15 protein-coding genes and 1 pseudogene are annotated in these 19,194 nt (G+C 72.4%); 5 read left to right on the top strand and 11 right to left on the bottom strand.

What is annotated here, in order from left to right; genetic code table 11:
- Nucleotides 1–46 precede the first annotated feature (46 nt).
- From ACZ6S0_RS21815 to ACZ6S0_RS21785, 7 genes are all read right to left on the bottom strand, one after another.
- Nucleotides 47–547, bottom strand: a complete 501-nt coding sequence (locus ACZ6S0_RS21815) for a GNAT family N-acetyltransferase (protein ID WP_465920469.1) — start codon at nucleotides 545–547, stop codon at nucleotides 47–49.
- Nucleotides 548–625: 78 nt separating this feature from the next.
- On the bottom strand, nucleotides 626–3,196 hold the full coding sequence (locus ACZ6S0_RS21810; protein ID WP_465920467.1) for a M14 family zinc carboxypeptidase: 2,571 nt from the start codon (nucleotides 3,194–3,196) through the stop codon (nucleotides 626–628).
- Nucleotides 3,196–5,202 (bottom strand): M14 family zinc carboxypeptidase, encoded by a 2,007-nt coding sequence (locus tag ACZ6S0_RS21805; protein WP_465920464.1) that lies wholly within the window; start codon nucleotides 5,200–5,202, stop codon nucleotides 3,196–3,198. Before ACZ6S0_RS21805 ends, ACZ6S0_RS21810 begins: the two co-directional genes overlap by 1 nt.
- An 85-nt stretch (nucleotides 5,203–5,287) precedes the next feature.
- Entirely contained in the window at nucleotides 5,288–6,328 is a 1,041-nt protein-coding gene (locus ACZ6S0_RS21800; protein ID WP_465920462.1) for an alpha/beta fold hydrolase, read from the bottom strand.
- Between the two features lie 153 nt (nucleotides 6,329–6,481).
- Nucleotides 6,482–7,069, bottom strand: coding sequence for a hypothetical protein (locus tag ACZ6S0_RS21795; protein ID WP_465920460.1), 588 nt, complete (start codon nucleotides 7,067–7,069; stop codon nucleotides 6,482–6,484).
- Between the two features lie 254 nt (nucleotides 7,070–7,323).
- Entirely contained in the window at nucleotides 7,324–8,079 is a 756-nt protein-coding gene (locus tag ACZ6S0_RS21790; RefSeq protein ID WP_465920456.1) for an ABC transporter permease, read from the bottom strand.
- Between the two features lie 37 nt (nucleotides 8,080–8,116).
- Complete coding sequence (locus tag ACZ6S0_RS21785; RefSeq protein ID WP_465920452.1) at nucleotides 8,117–8,815, bottom strand: ABC transporter ATP-binding protein; 699 nt, start codon at nucleotides 8,813–8,815, stop codon at nucleotides 8,117–8,119.
- A gap of 238 nt (nucleotides 8,816–9,053) precedes the next feature.
- Between ACZ6S0_RS21785 and ACZ6S0_RS21780 the strand changes: the two genes are divergently transcribed.
- From ACZ6S0_RS21780 to ACZ6S0_RS21770, 3 genes are all read left to right on the top strand, one after another.
- Nucleotides 9,054–10,289, top strand: coding sequence for a sensor histidine kinase (locus tag ACZ6S0_RS21780; protein WP_465920450.1), 1,236 nt, complete (start codon nucleotides 9,054–9,056; stop codon nucleotides 10,287–10,289).
- A gap of 4 nt (nucleotides 10,290–10,293) precedes the next feature.
- Nucleotides 10,294–10,941, top strand: coding sequence for a response regulator (locus ACZ6S0_RS21775; RefSeq protein WP_465920447.1), 648 nt, complete (start codon nucleotides 10,294–10,296; stop codon nucleotides 10,939–10,941).
- Nucleotides 10,942–11,086: 145 nt separating this feature from the next.
- Nucleotides 11,087–11,521, top strand: a complete 435-nt coding sequence (locus tag ACZ6S0_RS21770; protein WP_465920446.1) for a hypothetical protein — start codon at nucleotides 11,087–11,089, stop codon at nucleotides 11,519–11,521.
- Nucleotides 11,522–11,544: 23 nt separating this feature from the next.
- Here the strand turns inward: ACZ6S0_RS21770 and ACZ6S0_RS21765 are convergent, their stop codons facing one another.
- From ACZ6S0_RS21765 to ACZ6S0_RS21750, 4 genes and pseudogenes are all read right to left on the bottom strand, one after another.
- Nucleotides 11,545–12,618: a helix-turn-helix domain-containing protein gene (locus tag ACZ6S0_RS21765; protein ID WP_465920444.1), complete on the bottom strand. Its 1,074-nt coding sequence runs from the start codon at nucleotides 12,616–12,618 to the stop codon at nucleotides 11,545–11,547.
- 135 nt (nucleotides 12,619–12,753) lie between these two features.
- On the bottom strand, nucleotides 12,754–13,521 hold the full coding sequence (locus ACZ6S0_RS21760) for a class I SAM-dependent methyltransferase (protein ID WP_465920442.1): 768 nt from the start codon (nucleotides 13,519–13,521) through the stop codon (nucleotides 12,754–12,756).
- A gap of 272 nt (nucleotides 13,522–13,793) precedes the next feature.
- A pseudogene (locus tag ACZ6S0_RS21755) lies at nucleotides 13,794–14,801 on the bottom strand (RNA polymerase sigma factor); the annotation flags it as partial.
- Between the two features lie 410 nt (nucleotides 14,802–15,211).
- A complete protein-coding gene (locus ACZ6S0_RS21750) occupies nucleotides 15,212–16,255 on the bottom strand; it encodes a winged helix DNA-binding domain-containing protein (protein WP_465920440.1) in 1,044 nt (347 codons plus the stop codon).
- Nucleotides 16,256–16,264: 9 nt separating this feature from the next.
- Between ACZ6S0_RS21750 and ACZ6S0_RS21745 the strand changes: the two genes are divergently transcribed.
- The gene (locus tag ACZ6S0_RS21745; RefSeq protein ID WP_465920439.1) at nucleotides 16,265–17,443 is read left to right on the top strand and encodes a cysteine desulfurase-like protein; all 1,179 of its coding nucleotides are present in this window, start codon (nucleotides 16,265–16,267) and stop codon (nucleotides 17,441–17,443) included.
- 70 nt (nucleotides 17,444–17,513) lie between these two features.
- A complete protein-coding gene (locus ACZ6S0_RS21740) occupies nucleotides 17,514–19,178 on the top strand; it encodes an acetolactate synthase large subunit (protein WP_465920436.1) in 1,665 nt (554 codons plus the stop codon).
- Nucleotides 19,179–19,194: the final 16 nt, after the last annotated feature.

The raw sequence follows: 19,194 nt of genomic DNA, 5'->3' as shown, positions 1-19,194 counted from the left end.
GACGGCCCCGCCCCCGGTGCTCACCGAGGGCGGGGTCCGTCCCCGGTCAGGCGGTGGTGAAGGAGATCCACACGTCCGGCGGCACGTCGGGCCGGTTCGGCACCGGCCTGCGCTCCTCGGTCCAGGCGGCTCCGGCGTGTTCGGTGGCCACGCGCCGCCAGAACGCGACCGCCGTCTCGTTGGCGTCCTGGAAGGCGATCTGCCAGGGGCCGGGGTGCCGGGCGAGCACGTCCCGTACGGCCGCCAGGCCGATGCCGGAGCGGCGTGCGCCGCGTACGACGAAGAAGCTGTTCAGCACGCGCGCCGGGCCGGACAGCGCGCGCACGAGCGCGAAGCCCACGGGCCGGTCGCCGCTGGTGAACAGGTAGGGGGCCCAGTCGGCGTGCTCGAAGGCAGAGCGCAGCCGGTCGCTGCGGTAGGTGGCGTCGGGGGCGGGCAGCCCGCCCTGGAAGTCCGCCATGTCGTGGCGGAACATCAGCCAGAGGCGCTCGGCGAGGGGGAGGTCGGCGGCGCTCATGGGGCGCACGGCCAAGTGCTGAGTGGTCATGAAACGACCTTCCGGCCGAAGGCAACCTCCGACCGGAAGGGTGACATTAACAGGTTCTGGCCATGGGGCGGTAATCGGTCAAGGGCTGGTGACCGTCGCCCCGGTTTCCGCGGCCGACCAGTAGAGGGCCCTGGCCACCTGCCCGAACAGGCCCTTGGGATGGTTGCGGAACATCGGCTCGGTGCCGAAGAGCACGACGGCGGCGCCGCGCTCGTCCCGGCCGCTGACCACGGCGGCCTGGCCTCTGGCCGCGTCCTGGCCGCCCGCGCCGGACCGGTCGGCCCGCCAGTGGCCGGCGACCAGCGGCCCCTCGGCCGCGTACGACTGCTCGACCGTGACCTCGGGCCCGAGCCCGGTGAACCACAGCGGCGAGTACACGAACGAGTGGTCCGGCGACCCGCCGCCGACCGGGCCGTCCGCCGCGACGGTGCGGACCACGCCGTTGGCGTCGTCGCGGCCCGCCACCGTGGTCGCGGTGAGCAGCCCCGCGGCGGTGTTGAAGGCGGCGCCCGTCTCACCGCGGGTGATCACGCCGCCGGTGGCGAGGAAGGCGTCGAGCGCCGTCCTGGCCGCCGGGTTGAGCGCGGCGTGGTTGAGCCCGCTGGAGACGAACAGGACGTCCGTGCCGCTCCAGTCGTAACCCGCGTTGAGCACGGCGGTGGAGACCGGGGTGACGGAGAAGCCCAGCTCGCGCAGCGTGAACAGCTCGTCGGCGGACGCCGCCGCGGCGACGCGCACCGGCCCGAGCGGGGTACCGGTGGCGGTCGTCGAGGTGAAGGCGACGCCGTGCCGGTCGGCGACGGTCTTCGCCGCCTGCCGGGCCGTGGCGGGCACGATCGCCGTGCCGCCGCTGCCCCACGTCACCGCGACGCCCTGGGCGAGCAGGTCGTTGACCGCCCTGATCTCCTTGGCGTCGGTGACCGCGAGCGCGAGCGGGCCCTGTCCGCGCGGTACGGACCCGGTCGGGGCGGCGGCCTTGACCGGGGTGGTGTTCGCGCGCAGCGACTCGACCGGCTCGACGGTGGCGCCCCAGAGCAGGGCGTGGCTCCACCCGGAGATGTCGTACATGGCGTCGACCCGTGGGGAGATGTCCTCCCCCGGCTCCAGCAGGACGTTGGCCAGTCCGCGCTTGGGCTGGCGCATGTCCACCACGTACGACCCGGCCGGGTACGTCGTGCCGCCTGACCGGAACGCCGACCTGGCCCGCTCGACCCGCACGTCGTTGGCGATCAGGTGGTCCACCAGCCGCGCGGCGGCCGTGCCCGAGCGCTGCGCGGACCCGGCGGGGATGACGTACGCGCGCGGGAAGGTGGTGGTGTAGACGTCCTCGGGCCCGAAGCCGGGCACGATGCCCAGCGGGACGGCCTTGGCCGGCTCACCGGCCGCGCCGCGCCGGAACACCTCGATCTGGTCGGCGATCAGCCGGTCGTGCCCGGCCAGGACGAAGCCGTAGGTGGCGCGGATCGCGGCGGCGGCCACGTCGGTGTTGACGGCCGAGCGGCGGCGCAGCTCCTCGACCGTCAACTCCTCGTACACGGAGCCGTTGACGTCCAGCGGGATCTCCACGGTGTGCGCGGCCACCGCGCCGTGGAAGGGCGCGTACTGCGGGGTGAAGATGGGCGGCCAGTCGTCCCAGCCCTCCTCGGAGTCGCGGAACGGGATCTGCACGGGCTCCACGCCGTCCTTGTCCGGGGTGTAGCCGAGGGCGTTGACGGCGGCCTCCATGCCGAGGCCGTTGGCGTAGGTGTTGGTGATGAACAGGTCGTACTCGTAGTTGCCGCCGTGCGGCGGGGTGGTCGGCTCGATGAGCGTGCCGTTGACGTAGCCGTGCAGGTCGAGCATGGCGACGGGCTGGGTGTCGATCAGCACCTGGCGCATGGCGCGGACCTCGGGCTGCGAGGCGGTGACGAAGTCGCGGTTGAGGTCGAACCCGGCGCCGTTCTGGCGCCGGTTGCCGACCCGGCCGTCGGGGTTGGCCGTGACGTTGAAGTAGAGGCGGGTGCGCTTGAGCAGGTCGGCCACGGCCGGGTCGGTGCTGGTGGCGAGCTGCTCGATGGTACGCAGCGCCGCGTCGGTGCCCTCCCACTCGTTGCCGTGGATGTTGGCGTTGACGAAGACCGGCGCCTTGTACTGCCTGGCCAGGCCACGGTCCCGCGCGGCGGCGGCCGGGTCGTCCTCGATCCGCTCGCGCAGCCGGGCCTGCTCGCGCGCCTGGGCGGCGCTCTCCGGCGCGGTGACGGTGACGAGGTAGAGGTCGCGGCCCTGGGCGGAGCTGCCGATGATCTCCGCGCTCACCCGGTCGCTGCGCCGCTGCAGGTCGTTGAGCTTGGGCGCGATCCCGTGGTACGGCACCAGCCCGAGCTTGATCGAGGCGTCGGCCGGGTTCTCCGCGGGCACCGGCAGCCGCGTCTGGCGGGGGTAGCCCCGGTCGCGGGAGTGCCCGTACGGCTGCTCCCCTCCTTGGACGGCGCGCAGGGCGGCGGCCTCCTCGGGCAGCCCGGCGGCGACCTCGTTGCGTTCGGGGCCGTTGCCGAAGTCGCGCACGGCGGGGGACGGCGTCCCGGCGGGCTCGGCGGCCGCCGGGACCGCCATGAGCACCGCCGCCGGGAGCAGGGCGGCGAGCAGCAGGCGGGTGGTGGACGGACGCATCACGGCTCCCGGTAGTCGGCGGCGATCCCGATCAGGGAGATCACACCCGAGGCGAACTCCATGGCCTCGGCGTGGCCCTCGCTGAACGGCGGCTGGAAGCCCACGCCCTCCCAGGTCCTGGTCTGCGGGTTCCACAGGTCGGCGCCGACCTCGAAGTCCCACCCGTAGATGCCGAAGTCGTACCACAGCTCGTCGGCGGAGTTCCCGGCGGCCGAGTACAGCACGTCCGTCACCGGGCCGGTCTGCTGCGGCCAGATGACGGTGCCGCGCTCGGCGGCGATGGCCTGCTCGATCGTCCTGGCCGACCGCAGGAAGTACGCCTCCTCCTTCGCCGTGGGCCTGGGCAGGCTGACGCGGCCGTCGAGCTTGTACGCCCCGGGCGGCCACATGAAGTACCCGCCGAAGCTGTGCACGTTCATGGCGAAGCGGATGTTGCGGTACTCCTGGGCCAGCCAGATGACGTTGCGGCTCTCGGGCTCGGAGTGCTCGGCGGGTCCGGCGTACGAGCCGCTCTGGCAGTTGGCCGAGGCGCCGAAGTAGCCGTCGGTCAGGGAGCCGGCGGCGTAGTTGCGGTTGACGTCCACGCCCCACTGGTTGCGCAGCGCCGGGTCGGACTGCTGGGCCGGGCAGTGGTTGGTCATGTTCTTCCGCTGGGCGTTGAAGTCGTAGAAGCTGTAGTTCGCGCCGTCGGGGTTGACGGTCGGCACGATGAAGATGTCCGTGCGCTCCAGCAGCCGGCGGGTTTCCTTGTCGCGGGCGTAGTTGCGCAGCAGCCGCTCGGCCGCCTCGATGGTGACCAGCGGCGTCACCCACTCCCTGGCGTGCTCCTGGGAGTAGGCCAGCACGCCGGTGCGCGAGCCGTCGCGGTGCACGCCGATGCGCAGGGCCAGCACCTGGGCGGGGGCGCGGGAGACGTCGGCGGGGGCGTTGAGGAAGTCGTCGAGCTGGGTGAGCGGCGCGGGCGCCATGACCCCGGCCCCCGGGTCGGTGCGGTAGAGGGCCGCCTTGACGGGCAGGCCGGGCGTGCCGTTGATCGCGGCGACGACCTGGGCGGCGGTGCTGACCGGGGCGCCGGACTCGCCGGTGGCCAGGCTGACGGTGATCTGCTTGCCGTTCAGGGTGACCCGCAGGGGGCTGCCGGGAGTGCCGGGGGCGACCAGTTCGACGCCCAGGTCGTTGCCGCCCTCCGAGCCGTACGCGGTCGAGGTGACCACGACGGCGGCACCCGGCGGGGTCCCGATGAGCGCCTGGGCGTGCCGCCGGTAGCCGTTCGTCTTGTACGGCAGCTCGACCAGCTCGGTGAGGCGGGGGAACTGCCGGTGCAGGGCCTTGACCCGCTCGTTGAGCTGGGCCGGCGTCATGTACTGGGTGACGAAGTCCTTCTGGTAGCCGGACCCGGTCCTGTCGGGACGCTCACCGTCCGGCCACTCCTTCACCCGCGCCTCGGCCTTGCCGCCGCCCGCCGAGGTGACGGTGATCCACTGCGGCTGGTCGTCGGCCGGGACCGGGGTGCTGAACTGGTGGCCCAGGTACGCCCCCGCGTCCACGTACGCCACCATTTCGGCCTGCCCGCTCGTGCCCCGCTTGCCCTTCCAGGAGACGGTGAGCGTGGCGGCCTGGGCGGCGCTGCTGGACGCCTCGACCGACAGGAAGTAGCCGTCGCGGGACTCGTACCAGACCGCCCGTTCGACCACGATCTGGTCCTTCTGCGCCTGCTCCGGGGCCGCCTTGGCGGTGGCCCGCGCCGGGGTGCCTGAAGCCTCGGCGGCGCCGAGCGCACGCAGTTCGGCGAGCTGCGTCGGTGTGACCACCGCGTCGATCTGGACGCTGCCGTCCGCCTGGGGACGTACCCGCTCGGTGAGGTCGGCGCCGGAGGCCACCAGGCGTTCCATGGTGGCGCGGTCCGGCACGGAGAGCGTGACCAGTGAGACCGGTTCGGGATCCGTCGGCCCGGCGACGGCGGGGACGGCCGGTTGAGCCCCCGTCAGTCCGGTCGCGACGATCAATAAGACAACTGCGGACGCCCGTAAACCACGCATGTGGCCCCTTTCGGATCATTCCATATGGGCCTTATTGAAAGCCGACAATCGTCTAACCGGCAAGACCCAGGAACTTCACGACCTCACTCACGAAACGTGCGCGGCCGCGTTCGAGGTGCGCGTAGTGGGTGGTCTCCGTCAGCTCCACGCTCCTGACCTCGCGGGCGTGCACGAGGTGGGCGCGCAGCCGGGTGACGTCGTCGGGACGGCTCCAGAAGTCGCCCTCGCTGCGCAGGATGAGCGTGCGCGCGGTGATCAGGCTCGCGTCCCAGAGCTGGCGGCCGGTGGCCAGGTAGAAGCTGTCCTCCATGGCGCCGGACGGGGCGCGGAAACTCGGCGGAGTACGGTCGCCGCTGGTGGGGTCGGAGGCGAGCGCGGCCTTCACGTACGCGTCCGCGACCGCCGGGTCGCGCCAGACCGTCTTGTCCTCGCCGGGGATGCCCGCGTCCCACGAAGGCAGCAGGCTCTCGGCGGTGTTGTAGCGGTAGGCGCCGTAACGGGCGGCGTTGAAGCGGCCGGGATGGTCGGGGTCCTCCAGGTCACCGCCGCGGCCCAGGGTGGGGTGGCCGTCGCCGGGGCCGTACAGGGTGTTGTAGAGCACGAGGTGGCTGACGCGGCCGGGGTTGGCGGCGGCGTACTGGCCCAGCCAGTGGCCGCCGGTCGCCCAGCCGAGCAGGGCCACCTGGCCGCCGGGGGCGATCCGGTCCACGACGGCGGCCACGTCGCGGACCACCTCGTCGGAGCGGACGGCGGGCCGGCCGTCCTGGGGCGGGCGGGTCATCGCCGGGGGCCGGGTGGAGGCGCCGTACCCTCTGGCGTCCATCACGTACACGCGGTGACCGGCCCGCGCCAGGTCCTCGGCCAGGGAGCCGCCGGGCACCGGCAGGTCGAAGCTGGCCGTTCCCGGGACCCGGGCGCCGTGCAGCAGCAGCACCGGACGGCCGCGCCCGGCCAGGCTGACCTCGCGCACCGCGATCCGGACGCCCGGGTCGCTCGTGACGTGGAAGTCCGAACGTCTCACCCGGTCGCGCGGCTCGGCCGTCAGGGAGACGGCGGTGACCAGGGTGACGACGGCGTGCAGGAACAGGCGCATGGGAATCCCAGGAAGGTGCGGGAACGTGAACGCCTTCGATCCTGCCGCCACCGGCCCCGGGAGCCGCGATTACCCGACCAGTCACCCTCCATTGATATGCGGAGGATATGAGGGGAAAGAGGCCGGTCCGTCACACGGAGGGGAGGTCCCGCCTCACTGGGCAGGGCGCTTGACCGACACCGGCTGGACCTCGACGGTGTGGTTCTCCTTGGCCCAGGCGCCCGTGGAGTAGGCCACCGGGAGGCCCTTCGCGCCGTTTCCTTCGCCCCACTTGGTGACGACGTACTCGATCTTGATGTGGCCGTTGCCGCCGACGCCGTCCACGCTCAGGGTCTCGGAGTTGAACGTGCCGCCGGTCAGCTCGGCGAAGGTCTTGGCGTCCAGGTCCAGCATCACGCCACGGTTGGAGGGAGTGCCGGGCCCGCGGTCACCCACGAAGAACGGCAGCTTCTTGCCCTGGTAGACGACGTAGCCCTCGGTCATGAGCGGCCAGCTCGGGCTGGCGACCAGGCCCTTCTGCATCGGCTTGCCCGCGGCCGGCAGACCCGTGTCACCGGCGCGGCCGGAGGAGTCGTCCCAGAAGTAGGACGCCAGGGTCGTGCCCTTCAGCACGACCTGCTGCTGGGGGGTGGCGGTGCTGGTGCTGGCGGCCGTGGCGGCGTGCGCCGAGGCCGACCCGACGGTGAGGGTCGTGGCGGCCGACACGGCAAGCAGGGCGAGGGAACGCAGGCAAGCAGACACGAGGAATTCAGGTCCTTTGTTAGGGGACGGGAACTTTGCGCTCGCGGGACGGACGTAGCCGGGCCTCACGCCGCACGGAACTACTGTGGAGCGCACTCCGGATCCCTGAACCGGGAACCGGGTCCGGCGAGTGTTTCCCTAGGTAAGGTACGGGTCACCCGCCGGGTAACGATCCCCACGTTAAGCCCCTAAACCGGACAAACGCAAACCTATCCCCATGAATCCGGCAAAGATCTACGTTGCCGGTAAAGCCATCAGCGCACCTCCCTCCGCAGCACGCGCAGCACCCCCGCCCCCATGGGGATCACCACCCAGACCAGCATCGACGTGGCCAGCCTGGCCAGGTCACCGCCCGTCGCGCGGCCGTCGACGATCGCGTTGGCGGTGGTGTTCAGGTCGAACCACTCCATCAGGAACGCCCCCGCGCCGCCGAGACTCCCCACCAAACCCCACACCATGGGATTGACCAGGGAGATCACGATCGCCGCCGGCGCGTTCAGCAGCAGCATCCCCATGGCCAGCCCCTGGGCGGTCAGGATGACCATCGTCGCGATCCACCCCAGCACCGCCCCCGGCTCCAGCCGCCACGTCGCCTCCACTCCGTGCGCGGCCGCGGCGACGGCGGTCACCGGCACGGCCACCAGCAGCGCCAGCAGGCAGGCCACCACGGCCGCGGCCAGCACGGGCACACACTTGGCCGCCAGAACCCGCCCCCGCCGGGGTTCCAGCGTGAACGTGGTCAGCGCGGTGCGATGGCTCCACTCACCGGTGACCGTGAGGATGCCCAGGACGGGCAGCAGCACGCCGAGCGCGATCGCGGCCGTCCCGGCCAGGGTGAACAGGTTGGCCGGGCCGGTGGCCAGGCCGCGACCGGCGACGAGCGCCAGCGCCAGGAGGGTCAGGGTGCCCGTCATGATCACGCTGGTGCGCGTGTCCAGCATCTTGCGCGTCTCGACCCGTACCAGCCTCCCGAAGGGGATGCGCCGGGCAATCCGGGTGTCTGTCGTCATTTCAGCCTCCAAACGGCTCAGATCGGCTCAGATCGGCTCAGATCGGCGAGGTGAGGTCGAGGAACGTCCGCTCCAGGCTGCGGCCCCGGCCGAGTTCGGCGAGAGTGCCCTCGGCCAGCACCCGGCCGCCGCCGATCAGCACGATGCGGTCGGCCACCCGCTCCACCTCGTACAGCAGGTGCGAGCTGAGCAGCACCGCGCACCCCGAGTCGGCCAGGCCGCGCAGCAGCCCGCGCATCCAATGGATCCCCTGGGGGTCGAGGCCGTTGGCCGGCTCGTCGAGGATGAGCGCCCGGGGGCGGCCGAGCAGCGCGTGGCCGATGCCGAGGCGCTGCCGCATGCCGAGCGAGTAGCCCCTGACGGCCCGCCCGGCCTCCCGGCCGGCCAGCCCCACCGACTCCAGCACCTCGTCCACGCGCGATCGGGGCAGGCCGAGCATCATGGCGCCCAGGAGCAGCACCTCGCGCCCGGTGCGGCCCGGGTGCTGGGCGCCCGCGTCGAGCAGCGTGCCGACGTCGAAGCCGGGACGCTCCAGCTCCGCGTACGGCCGCCCCAGCACGGTGGCCGAGCCCGACGTGGGACGGGACAGCCCGGACAGGATGCGCATGGCAGTGGACTTGCCTGCGCCGTTCGGCCCGAGAAACCCGGTGACGGTGCCCGGGTGGACGGTGAAGGACACGTCGTCCAGCGCCTTCACCTCGTTGTACGCCTTGCTGACGCGGTGGAATTCGATCACGGGCCCAGTCCACAGGAAACGCGCCCCCGGCCTCATCGGACCTGGGTCGAGAGTTCCCGTCGGCAGGGCGGCAACGGCGGCGGGCGTTGCCGCCCACCGTCCAGGGACGGATGGCCCACGGACCCGGCGGCAACGGGCCGCAGGTGGACCAGGGGCGACGAGGAGCGCGACCACGGTCGGCAGCGACGTGGACCTGGGTCTCTGAAGCCCGGCCCGGACGCTGTCTAGGCTGGAGGCCGTGCCCGACCACCCCGCCGCGCCCCGAGGCGACCGCCCGCCGCTCGCCCCACGGCTGTCGTCCTCCGGCGGGCGGCCGTCCGACGACACGCTGGGGACCGTCCTGCTCTACCTGTTCGCCGCCCTCCCCCTCGGCTTCCACGTCCTGCTGCTGGTCGCCCTCGACTCGCGGGCGCCGGCGGTCGACCCGATTCTGTTCCTCGACATGGGGATCGGCGCGGCGGGCCTGCTGCTGCTGCCGTTGCGGCGCAGGTGGCCGTGGCAGACGGCGCTGGTCACGGCCGCCTCCACCGCCTTCTCGCTCTCCGTCGTCGGCCCGGCGGTGGTGTCGTTCGCCTCGCTGACCACGCATCGGCGCCGCTGGCGGATCGTCACCGTGGCGGTGGTCTTCTGGAGCTGCTTCGTCGTCTCCACCCGGTGGAAGGACGATTTCCCGCTGGCCCCCTTGACCGCCCTGTACGGCCTGGTCGGGGCCATGACGCTGGGCGGGCTGACCGTCTTCGGCCTCTACCTGCGCGGGCGGCGCGAGCTGCTGGCCGCGCACCGGACGGCGGAGGCGGCGGCGCAGGAGCAGCGGGTGGAGCAGGCCAAGCTGGCCGAACGCCTCAAGATCGCCCAGGAGATGCACGACGTCCTGGCGCACCGGATCTCCCTGCTGGCCATGCTGGCGGGCGGCCTGGCCTATCGCCGGGATCTCGGCCCCGAGCAGACGCGCGAGGCCGCCCAGGCGATCCAGGAGAACGCCCACCAGTCGCTCAACGAGCTGCGCGCCGTGCTCGGCACCCTGCGCCGCGACTCCCGCGACGCGCCGGACGGCGACGGCGGCACCGTGAGCGGCCTGGCGGCGCCGCAGCCGACGCTGGCCCACCTGGAGGCCCTGTTCGCGGAGGTACGCGCCGCCGGTCAGCGGGTCGAGGTGGACGACACCGTCGAGGCCAGGGAGTCGCTGCCGACGCAGACGGGGCGGCACGCGTACCGGATCGTCCAGGAGGCGCTCACCAACGCGCGCAAGCACGCGCCGGGCCGTCCCGTGCGGGCGGAGATCGGCGGGCGGCCGGGCGACGGGCTGCGCATCCGGGTGAGCAACGCGATCGCGCCGGGGGCGGCGGCCGGGCCAGGGGGACGGCTGGGGCTCGTGGGGCTGGCCGAGCGGACGCGGATGGCCGGCGGCACGATCACCCATGACGTACACGAAGGGCGTTTCGTCCTCGACGCCCTGCTCCGGTGGGAGGCTTGACCCCGTGATCAGAGTGGTGATCGTGGACGACGACCCGATGGTGCGCACGGGGCTGCGCCTCATCCTGGGCGGGGAGCCCGACCTCGACCTGGTGGGCGAGGCGGGCGACGGCAGGCAGGCCATGGACGTGATCCGCGACCTGCGTCCCGACGTGGTGCTGATGGACATCCGGATGCCCGAGCAGGACGGGCTGACCACCACCGAGCTGCTGCTGAGCCGTCGCAGGCCGCCGCGCATCCTGGTCCTGACCACGTTCGACGCCGACGACATGGTGCTGCGGGCGCTCCAGCTAGGCGCCAACGGATTCCTGTTGAAGGACACGCCGCCGCCGAAGATGATCGAGGCGGTGCGGGCGGTGGCCAGGGGCGAGCCGGTGCTGTCGCCGAGCGTCGCGCAGCAGGTGATCGCCGCCGCCACCGGCCGCTACGAGCCGCGCCGCCCGGAGGCGGCCCGCGAGCTGGCCACGCTCACCGACCGCGAGCGCGAGGTCGCGATCGAGGTGGCCAGGGGAAGCTCGAACGCCGAGATCGCCAGAGACCTCTCCGTGAGCGTGGCCACCGTGAAGGCGAACATCACCCGCATCTTCGCCAAACTCGGCACCGACAACCGCGTCCACGTGGCCATGAAGGTCCGCGACGCCGGCCTCCTCTGACACCCGGCGCCGACCGTCCCCGGTCCGCTGAGTGGACCGAACCTTGCCCGGCCGTTCCCCCGCGAGCAGCATGACTTCACAGAGTAATCATGTAGCCGCTCAGAGCGACATCGATCCGGCCGCGCCCGCGAAAGGACACAGGAGTATGAGCAACAGATCGGCGAGGGTCCTGTCCGGGGTCCTGATCGCGGCGGCGACGGTGCTGGCCGGTACGGACAGCGCCGCCGCGGCGGCCGACCCGACGTGCGGCGGCTGGATCGGCAGCCTCGTCTTCCCCGGGCTTTCGGCCCGCGCCTGCGTCTGGGGGGTCGGCGCCAACTGGAAGCAGGCCCAGACGGAGGTGTTCAACGGCACGGGCTACGCGCTGGAGGTCGAGAGCCTGACCGCCACGCTCGACCCCCTCCCCGCGAACGCCCGGTGCACCGGCATCCGGCTCCAGAACGGGCAGTCGGCGTTCTGCGGCACCCGCAGCGTGCCCGACAACAACCCCTTCCAGTTCGATCGCGCCCTGGGCTCCGTCCAGGTCACCGACCTGGTCAGACGGGAACAGTTCGCCTTCCAGTCCCCCTGGGTGGGCTGACGGGGAGGGCGCGGCGGCCGGGGTCAGGGAGCGGTCAGCGGGCTCAGGGCCCGGCCCGCCCCCGGCACCCGGGCCAGGTTGGCGCTGACGCGCGCCGCGGTGTCCCGTACGGCGTCCGCCAGCAGGGGCAGGCGGCCGGTGCCGAGCACCACGACGGCCACCGCGGCCACCACGGCTCCCGTCGGCGCGCGTACGGGTGCGGCCACGCACCCGATCGGTGGCAGGCCCGCCTCGAAGCCGGAGGCCACCCCACGGTCCCGCGCGTGGCCGAGCCGACTCTCGCGCGAGCGCCCGCGCCCGGTGTCACCGACCCGCCGCGCCCACTCGGCCCGGGACCGCCCCTCCGGCCGGCCGGAGCCGGGATTCGGACCCACAGCGGCCCCCATCCGGCTCCCGTCGCGGCCCGGAGCAACGACCGGCCCGGAGTCCCACACCGCCGAAGCGACGCCCGGCCCGGAATCCCTCGCCGCCGGAGACATCACCGGTCCGGAATCCCACACCGCCGGAGCCACCACCCGCCCGAGGTCCCTCGCCGCCGAAGCGACGCCCGGCCCGGAGTCCCACACCACCGAAGCCACCACCGGCCCGGAATCCAACACCGCCAGCACGACCTCGGCGGCGCCGATCGCCGGCAGCACCATCCCCGGGCGCAACCGGAAGAGCGCGTCCACTCCCGGGTCGACGATGCCCGCCACGACGATGACGTCTCCGCTGTCCCTGACCACGACGGCCGCACCGCATCCTGCGGCGGCCAGCCGCCGCAGCGGTCGCACGGCGGCCGCGCTCAGCACCTGGGCGGGCGCCCAGCGCTGACCCCAGCGGAACGTCCGCGCCCCGATCCGGTAGCGGCCGCCGTCCTCGTGGTGCACCAGGCCCAGGTCGGTGAGCCGGCACAGCAGCCGATGGGTGGTCGCCTTGGGCAGGCCGGTGGCCACGGCGAGCTGCGTCAGCCCCGCCTCCTCCAGCCGCGCCAGCTCCTCCAGCACCGCGAAGGCGCCGTGCAGCACCCCCCGCCCGGCCGAGGGCCCGGGCTCGGCCCCACTCCGGTGGCCGCTCCCGCCGGGCGAGCCGTCGGCCTCTCCCCCACGGGGCCCCATCGCCCCACCCCCCTCAGCCGCAGTCACCCCACCCGTTGGTATCACCGGGCCGGCCGGCTCCCCCAGGCTCGCCGGAGCCAGATGTGACTTACCGGCAACTGTGAGTGACGTCCCTGGCGGGCGAAACGGGGGCGGTCAGAGGGATGCGCACTTGGTGAGGCGGAGCTTCGACTGCTTGTGCGGCAGCCGTTCCCAGTCGTCCATGAAGGCGGCGTCGAAGCCGTGCCTGTCGGCCAGGGCGACGAGCGTCTCGGTGCGGTAGTAGAAGTCCTCCCGCAGCACCTGGTGCTCCTTGCCCTCGGTCCGGTCGAAGGTGAAGTCGAACCAGGCGCCCGGCTTCATCACCCTGCCCACGTGCGCGAAGCACTCCTCGATCACGTCCAGCGGGGAGTGCGAGAAGACGCTGTGCGCGTGCACGACGTCGAAGTGCGCGTCGGGCAGGAACGCGAGCCGCAGGTCGCGTACGGGGGTGAGGTACGGCACCTTGTCGGCGAGCCCGTACGTGACGATCGTGTCCTGGGCGGCCACCAGGATGTCGGGCGAGATGTCGACGCCGTAGTAGTTGCCGGTGTGCAGGTAGCCGATGAACAGGTGGCCCGCCCGCAGGTTGCCGCACCCGATCTCCAGCATCCGGCACTCCGGCTTGAGACCGTGCTCGACGAGGTAGTCGAACTGCATGCGGCCCAGCGCCAGCCACCGCCTGTGGGTGTGCGACCCGACGGCGCCCTCGGGGTCGCGGGCGGTGTCGGACCTCATGACGGCCCGGTAGTAGGCGACGTGGTCCCGCGTGTGCAGCCTGAACCACATGTCGCGGACCAGCCGCCGCAGGTGGGGGAGGATCTTCCGCGGGTTCTTGACCGCGTACGTCAGTTGGTGGACGAGGCTGGAACGGGAGCGTTTCACCCCTGGGAATCTAGGTCAGCGGCACCGGACTCCATGGGCTGTGGCGACAGTCTTGGCTCACCGTTGGGCCAGCCTTTCAGCCACGGCTCCCGGCCTCCCCGGCGCCTGGCCGGGATGTCGGGGTTTCGCCGTGACGCGCCCGTGAGGCGTCACCCTTGTCACTTCGCCCGGCCAGCCGTCGTGCTTCCGGCGGAGGTCCCATCGGGACGGAGGCAGGCCCGAGTCTCGTGGCGGTCGGCCCGTGACGAAGCGGCGGGTGCGCCGAGCCGGGGTCAGCTCAGGTAGTCGCGCAGGGCCAGGGAGCGGGAGGGGTGGCGGAGCTTGGACATCGTCTTGGCCTCGATCTGGCGGATGCGCTCTCTGGTGACGCCGTAGACGCGGCCGATCTCGTCGAGGGTCATCGGCTTGCCGTCCTGAAGGCCGTAGCGCATGGTGATCACCCCGGCCTCGCGCTCGGAGAGCTGGTCGAGCAGGGCGTGCAGTTGCTGCTGGAGCAGGGTGAAGGAGACGGCGTCGGCCGGGGAGACGGCCTCGGCGTCCTCGATGAGGTCGCCGAACTCGCTGTCGCCCTCCTCGCCCAGCGGTGTGTGCAGGGAGATGGGCTCGCGGCCGTAGCGCTGCACCTCGATGACGCGGTCGGTCTCGAGCTCGCACTCCGTGGCGATCTCTTCGGGGGTGGGCTCGCGGCCCAGGTCGCTCTGCAGGCGGCGCTGGGTGCGCGCGACCTTGTTGATCAGCTCCACCATGTGCACCGGGATGCGGATCGTACGGGCCTGGTCGGCCATGGCCCGGGTGATGGCCTGCTTGATCCACCAGGTGGCGTAGGTGGAGAACTTGTAGCCGAGCCGGTAGTCGAACTTCTCGATCGTCCGGATCAGGCCGAGGTTGCCCTCCTGGATCAGGTCGAGGAAGAGCATGCCGCGCCCGGTGTAGCGCTTGGCGATGGAGACGACCAGCCGCAGGTTGGCCTCCAGCATGCGGCGTTTGGCGCGGGCGCCGTCGTCGGCGATCCATTCGAGGTCGGCGCGCAGATCGTCGGGCAGGTCGGGCTCGGTGTCGAGCCGCTCTCTGGCGAACAGCCCGGCCTCGATGCGCTTGGCCAGCTCGATCTCCTGCTCGGCGGTCAGCAGGGGCACGCGGCCGATGGCCTTGAGATAGGTCTTGACCGAGTCGGCGCTGACGGCCGTGCCGCTGTCGGCGCCGGCACCGTCGGCCACGGTGTCGTCCAGTTCGAGAACCTCTGCTGCTTGGGACAAAACTCTCTCCTCGCTGGCTTTGGGCGTGGACGGCGACCTGGGCAGGTCGCGCCTGACTTCAGGAAGGCTCCGGAGGAGAGCCGACCCGAAATAAGGTCGGACCTAAAAATGCGCGGAAGAGTGCGGCTGCGACCATCGGCACCTTGGGATGTCGGCGAACAGAAGAAGCGGAAGGCCGGGAAGGACCCTCACTCACCAAGGTACCCAACGGTTGCGAGCGCATCGCCACGCCGGAAGAGCCGGGCGAGCCGCCCCCGGCCCGAGGAACCGCCCCATCACGAGGCCGTCATGAGGCTCCTGGACGGTGACCATGCGCTCTCCCCTCTCTCGGCACCGGCGAAGGCCATCGGCACGGCGTACTCAAGCTCCCACATGCCACCGACAGTTCCGTCGGCGAGTAAGGCCGGGGAGACGGCCGCGTCCACGCGACGATCTCAAGGGACGATCTCAAGGGACAGCGACGTGGCGTCGGGCTCGGCGAAGGCCAGCAGTCGCGTGCCCTCCTCCTCCAGCGGCTTCAGGTCGACCGGCCCGAAGGGGCTGAGCAGCAGCCTGGCCCGCCTGCCCGACCGCTTGATCTGCCAGGTGCCGGCGGCGAACCCGTCCACCAGGTAGACGGCCCGCACCCGCAGGTTCTTGGTGGCCACCAGGCCCTTGTGCTCGTCGGCCAGCACCCGGGTACGGTCGGCGTGGCCGAGGACGAGGGTGTCGAAGTCGGGCAGGAAGCGTACGGGCGCGGGCGCGTCCCCGCCCGGCCTGGGCGCGCCGGGCAGGTCGAACAGCTCCCTGCCGGTGAAGTCGGTGACCCGCTCCAGATCCATGCCCGTCATGACCCTCCGCAGCCCGCGAAGCCCCGACCAGGTCTGCACGTCGGCGGGGGTGGCGGGGCCGAAGGCGGCCAGGTACCGCTCGACGAGCGCGGGCAGGCCGGCGGGCCGCGGCTCGATGCCGGGCAGCCCGAACGCCGGGTCGCGGGGGTAGCTCCACCGGTCCTGCGTCGGCTCGATGACCAGCGGGGTGAGCATGCGTACCGCGTAGCCGAGCGCACGGTCGTACCCGTCGGGGAACTCCGCCAGCAGCCTGGGCCGCAGCTCGTTGAAGGTCATGGGCCCGGCCGCGAGCAGCCGGTCGGCGGCGGCCCCGACGGCCGCGGGGTCGACGCCGTCGAAGCGGCGCGCGGCGGCGGCCAGCACGGGCTCCACCGCCGGGCGGAAGGCGGCGAAGTCGGCGGCCGTCACCAGGTGCAGGGTGGCCCGCCACAGGGTGGCGCGCACGAGCGTGCGCGCGTGCAGCGCGGCGTGCAGGTGATCGCGCTCGAACCCCGCCAGCCGCGCCCACACCCCGAGGTACGGTGGCCGCGGCTCCTGGGCCTGCAGCCCCGCGAGCCGGTGCACGACGTCGGCCGCGTCCCCCTCATGACGGGACAGAAGGTACTGACGGGCCAGAGTTGCACGGTTGAGGTCGCGCAGTGTGAGCATCTACATATCATGCCTTTCCCCATCAAAGAGGTACGTGCTACGTACCCAGCTCTTGCCGACGGCCACGCCTACCTCGACGGCGCCGCCGGCACGCAGCTCCCCCGGCCCGTGATCGACGCCATCGCCACCGCCTACCGGACGGGGATCGGCAACGTGGGCGGCGCCTTCCCCGCGAGCCACCGCTCCGACGCCATCGTGGCCGCCTGCCGCGCCGCCGTGGCGGACCTGGTCGGCGGCCACCCGGACGGCGTGATCCTCGGGCCCAACATGACCACGCTCACCTACCGCCTGGCCGGCGCGATCGCGGGGCCCGGCGACGAGGTGGTGGTCTCCCGGCTGGACCACGACGCCAACGTCCGCCCGTGGACCCAGACCGGCGCCACCGTACGCTGGGCCGAGGTGGACCCGGTCACCGGCGAACTGCCGGTCGAGCAGTACGCCGACCTGATCAACGAGCGCACCCGGGTGGTCGCGGTCACGGCGGCCAGCAACGTCCTCGGCACCCGTCCCGACGTGCCCGCCATCGCGGAGCTGGCGCACTTGGCGGGGGCGCTCATGTACGTGGACGGCGTGCACGCCACCCCGCACGGCCCCGTGGACATGCGCGCGCTGGGCGCCGACCTCTACGCCACCAGCGCCTACAAGTGGTCGGGCCCGCACATCGGCGCGGTGGTCGCGGACCCGGCGCTGCTGGAGACGATCAGACCGGACAAGCTGGCCTCCTCACCCGACGCGGTGCCGCACCGGTTCGAGACCGGCACGGCGGCGTTCGCCGACCTCGAAGGGGTGACCGCCGCCGTCGACCACCTGGCCGCCATGGTGCCGGGCACGGGCAGCCGCCGCGAACGCCTGCTGACCTCGATGGCCGCCGCCGAGGAGCACGAGCTGGCGCTGTTCGCGGAGCTGATCGCCGGGCTGGAGACGATGCCGCACGTCATGCTGTACGGCAAGCCCGCCAGGCGCACCGCCACCGCCTACTTCAACGTGTCCGGCCACACCCCGCGCCAGGCCGCCGAGCACCTGGCCAAGCTCGGCGTGAACGTCTGGAACGGCCACAACTACGCCTGGGAGCTGACCGGCGTGCTCGGCATCCGCGACTCGGGCGGCGCGGTGCGGGCCGGCCTGGTCCACTACAACGACCGCTCCGACGTGGACCGCCTCCTGGACGGGGTGGCGCGCCTGGGCTGATCCGCCGGAATGAACCGGCGTCCCCCGGTGCTGTCAGAGACGAAGTCGTTCACGAAAGAAGGCGTTCAGGATGTCAGCGCAGGCCCCGCGGAGCACCGCGGCCCGGCTCATCGTGCAGGCCCTGGAGGCCGAGGGCGTCGAATACGTCTTCGGCATCCCGGGCGAGGAGAACATCCACTTCGTCGACGCGCTCAGAGACTCCTCGATCCGCTACGTCCTGGTCCGGCACGAGCAGGGCGCGGCGTTCATGGCCGAGATCTACGGCAGGCTGACCGGCAGGGCGGGCGTGGCCTCGGCCACGCTCGGCCCCGGCGCGATCAACCTGCAGCTCGGCGTGGCCGACGCCACCACCAACAGCACGCCGGTGGTGGCGATCACGGCGCAGGTGGGGCTCGACCGCATCTACAAGGAGTCGCACCAGGTGGTCGACCTGGTGTCGCTGTTCAGGCCGATCACCAAGTGGTCGGAGCTGGCCCCCACGCCCGAGGCACTGCCCGAGCTGATCCGCAAGGCGTTCAAGACGGCCCAGACCGAGCGGCCGGGCGCGGTCTACCTGGCCATCCCCGAGGACGTCGAGTCCGCGCCGCTGCCCGACGGCCTGGGGCCGCTGCCGGTCAACGTCCCGCGCCCGCAGGACCCCTCCCCCTCCCAGATCGCCCGCGCCGCCGACGTGCTGGCCACCGCCCGCAGGCCGATCGTGCTGGCCGGGCACGGCGCCACCCGGGCGGGGGCCTCGCACGCGCTGGTGCGCTTCTCCGAGCGGCTCGGCCTGCCGGTGGCGACCACGTTCAACGGCAAGGGAGTCTTCCCCGACGACCACCGGAACGCGCTGGGCGCGGTGGGCTTCATGCGCCACGACTACGTGAACTTCGGCTTCGACGAGGCCGACGTGCTGATCAGCGTCGGCTACGAGCTGCAGGAGTTCGACCCGGCCAAGATCAACCCGATGCGCGACAAGAAGATCATCCATATCCACGGGTTCCCGGCCGAGGTGGACGACCACTACCCGGTGGCAGTCGGCGTGCAGGGCGACATCTCCCGCTCGCTGCACGCGCTCGGCGACGCCGTGCACCGGCGGTTCGAGATCAACGGCACCGGCGAGCGGATCCGCCGCATGGTGCGGGAGGAGCTGGAGCAGGGGCGTGCCGAGGGCGGGTTCCCGCTGTCGCCGCGCCGCGTGGTGGCCGACGTGCGCGCGGCCATGGGGCGCGAGGACATCGTGCTGGCCGACACGGGCGCGGTGAAGATGTGGATGGCCCGCATGTACCCGACGTACGAGCCGAACACGATGCTGGTCTCCAACGGGCTGTCGGCCATGGGGTTCGCGGTGCCGGGGGCGCTGGCGGCCAAGCTGGCGCACCCGCGGCGGCGGGTGCTGGCGGCGACCGGCGACGGGGCGTTCCTGATGAACTCCCAGGAGCTGGAGACGGCCGTGCGGGAGCGGATCCCGTTCGTGGTGCTGGTGTGGGTCGACGGCGCATACGGGCTGATCGAGTGGAAGATGGACCTGGAGCTGGGGCGCAGCTCCGACGTGGCCTTCGGCAACCCCGACTTCGTCAAGTACGCCGAGAGCTTCGGTGCCCGCGGCTACCGGGTGACCAGCGCCGCCGAGTTGCTGCCGACGCTGCGCAAGGCGCTGGCCGACGACGTGGTGTCGGTGGTCGCGGTGCCCGTCGACTACTCGGCCAACCTGGAGCTGACCGGCAAGCTGGGCGAACTCACCGGGCCGTTCTGAGCGGCGCGGCCCGCCC

It is taken from the genome of Nonomuraea sp. NPDC051298 (assembly GCF_055586305.1).
This window is presented reverse-complemented; position numbering and strand designations above follow the sequence as displayed.

Coding starts and splice junctions, on each gene's coding strand:
- ACZ6S0_RS21740 (WP_465920436.1), top strand. CDS start 17,514: ATGTCAGCGCAGGCCCCGCGGAGCACCGCGGCCCGGCTCATCGTGCAG.
- ACZ6S0_RS21800 (WP_465920462.1), bottom strand. CDS start 6,328: ATGCGCCTGTTCCTGCACGCCGTCGTCACCCTGGTCACCGCCGTCTCC.
- ACZ6S0_RS21765 (WP_465920444.1), bottom strand. CDS start 12,618: ATGGGGCCCCGTGGGGGAGAGGCCGACGGCTCGCCCGGCGGGAGCGGC.
- ACZ6S0_RS21790 (WP_465920456.1), bottom strand. CDS start 8,079: ATGACGACAGACACCCGGATTGCCCGGCGCATCCCCTTCGGGAGGCTG.
- ACZ6S0_RS21770 (WP_465920446.1), top strand. CDS start 11,087: ATGAGCAACAGATCGGCGAGGGTCCTGTCCGGGGTCCTGATCGCGGCG.
- ACZ6S0_RS21810 (WP_465920467.1), bottom strand. CDS start 3,196: ATGCGTCCGTCCACCACCCGCCTGCTGCTCGCCGCCCTGCTCCCGGCG.
- ACZ6S0_RS21750 (WP_465920440.1), bottom strand. CDS start 16,255: ATGCTCACACTGCGCGACCTCAACCGTGCAACTCTGGCCCGTCAGTAC.
- ACZ6S0_RS21745 (WP_465920439.1), top strand. CDS start 16,265: ATGCCTTTCCCCATCAAAGAGGTACGTGCTACGTACCCAGCTCTTGCC.
- ACZ6S0_RS21815 (WP_465920469.1), bottom strand. CDS start 547: ATGACCACTCAGCACTTGGCCGTGCGCCCCATGAGCGCCGCCGACCTC.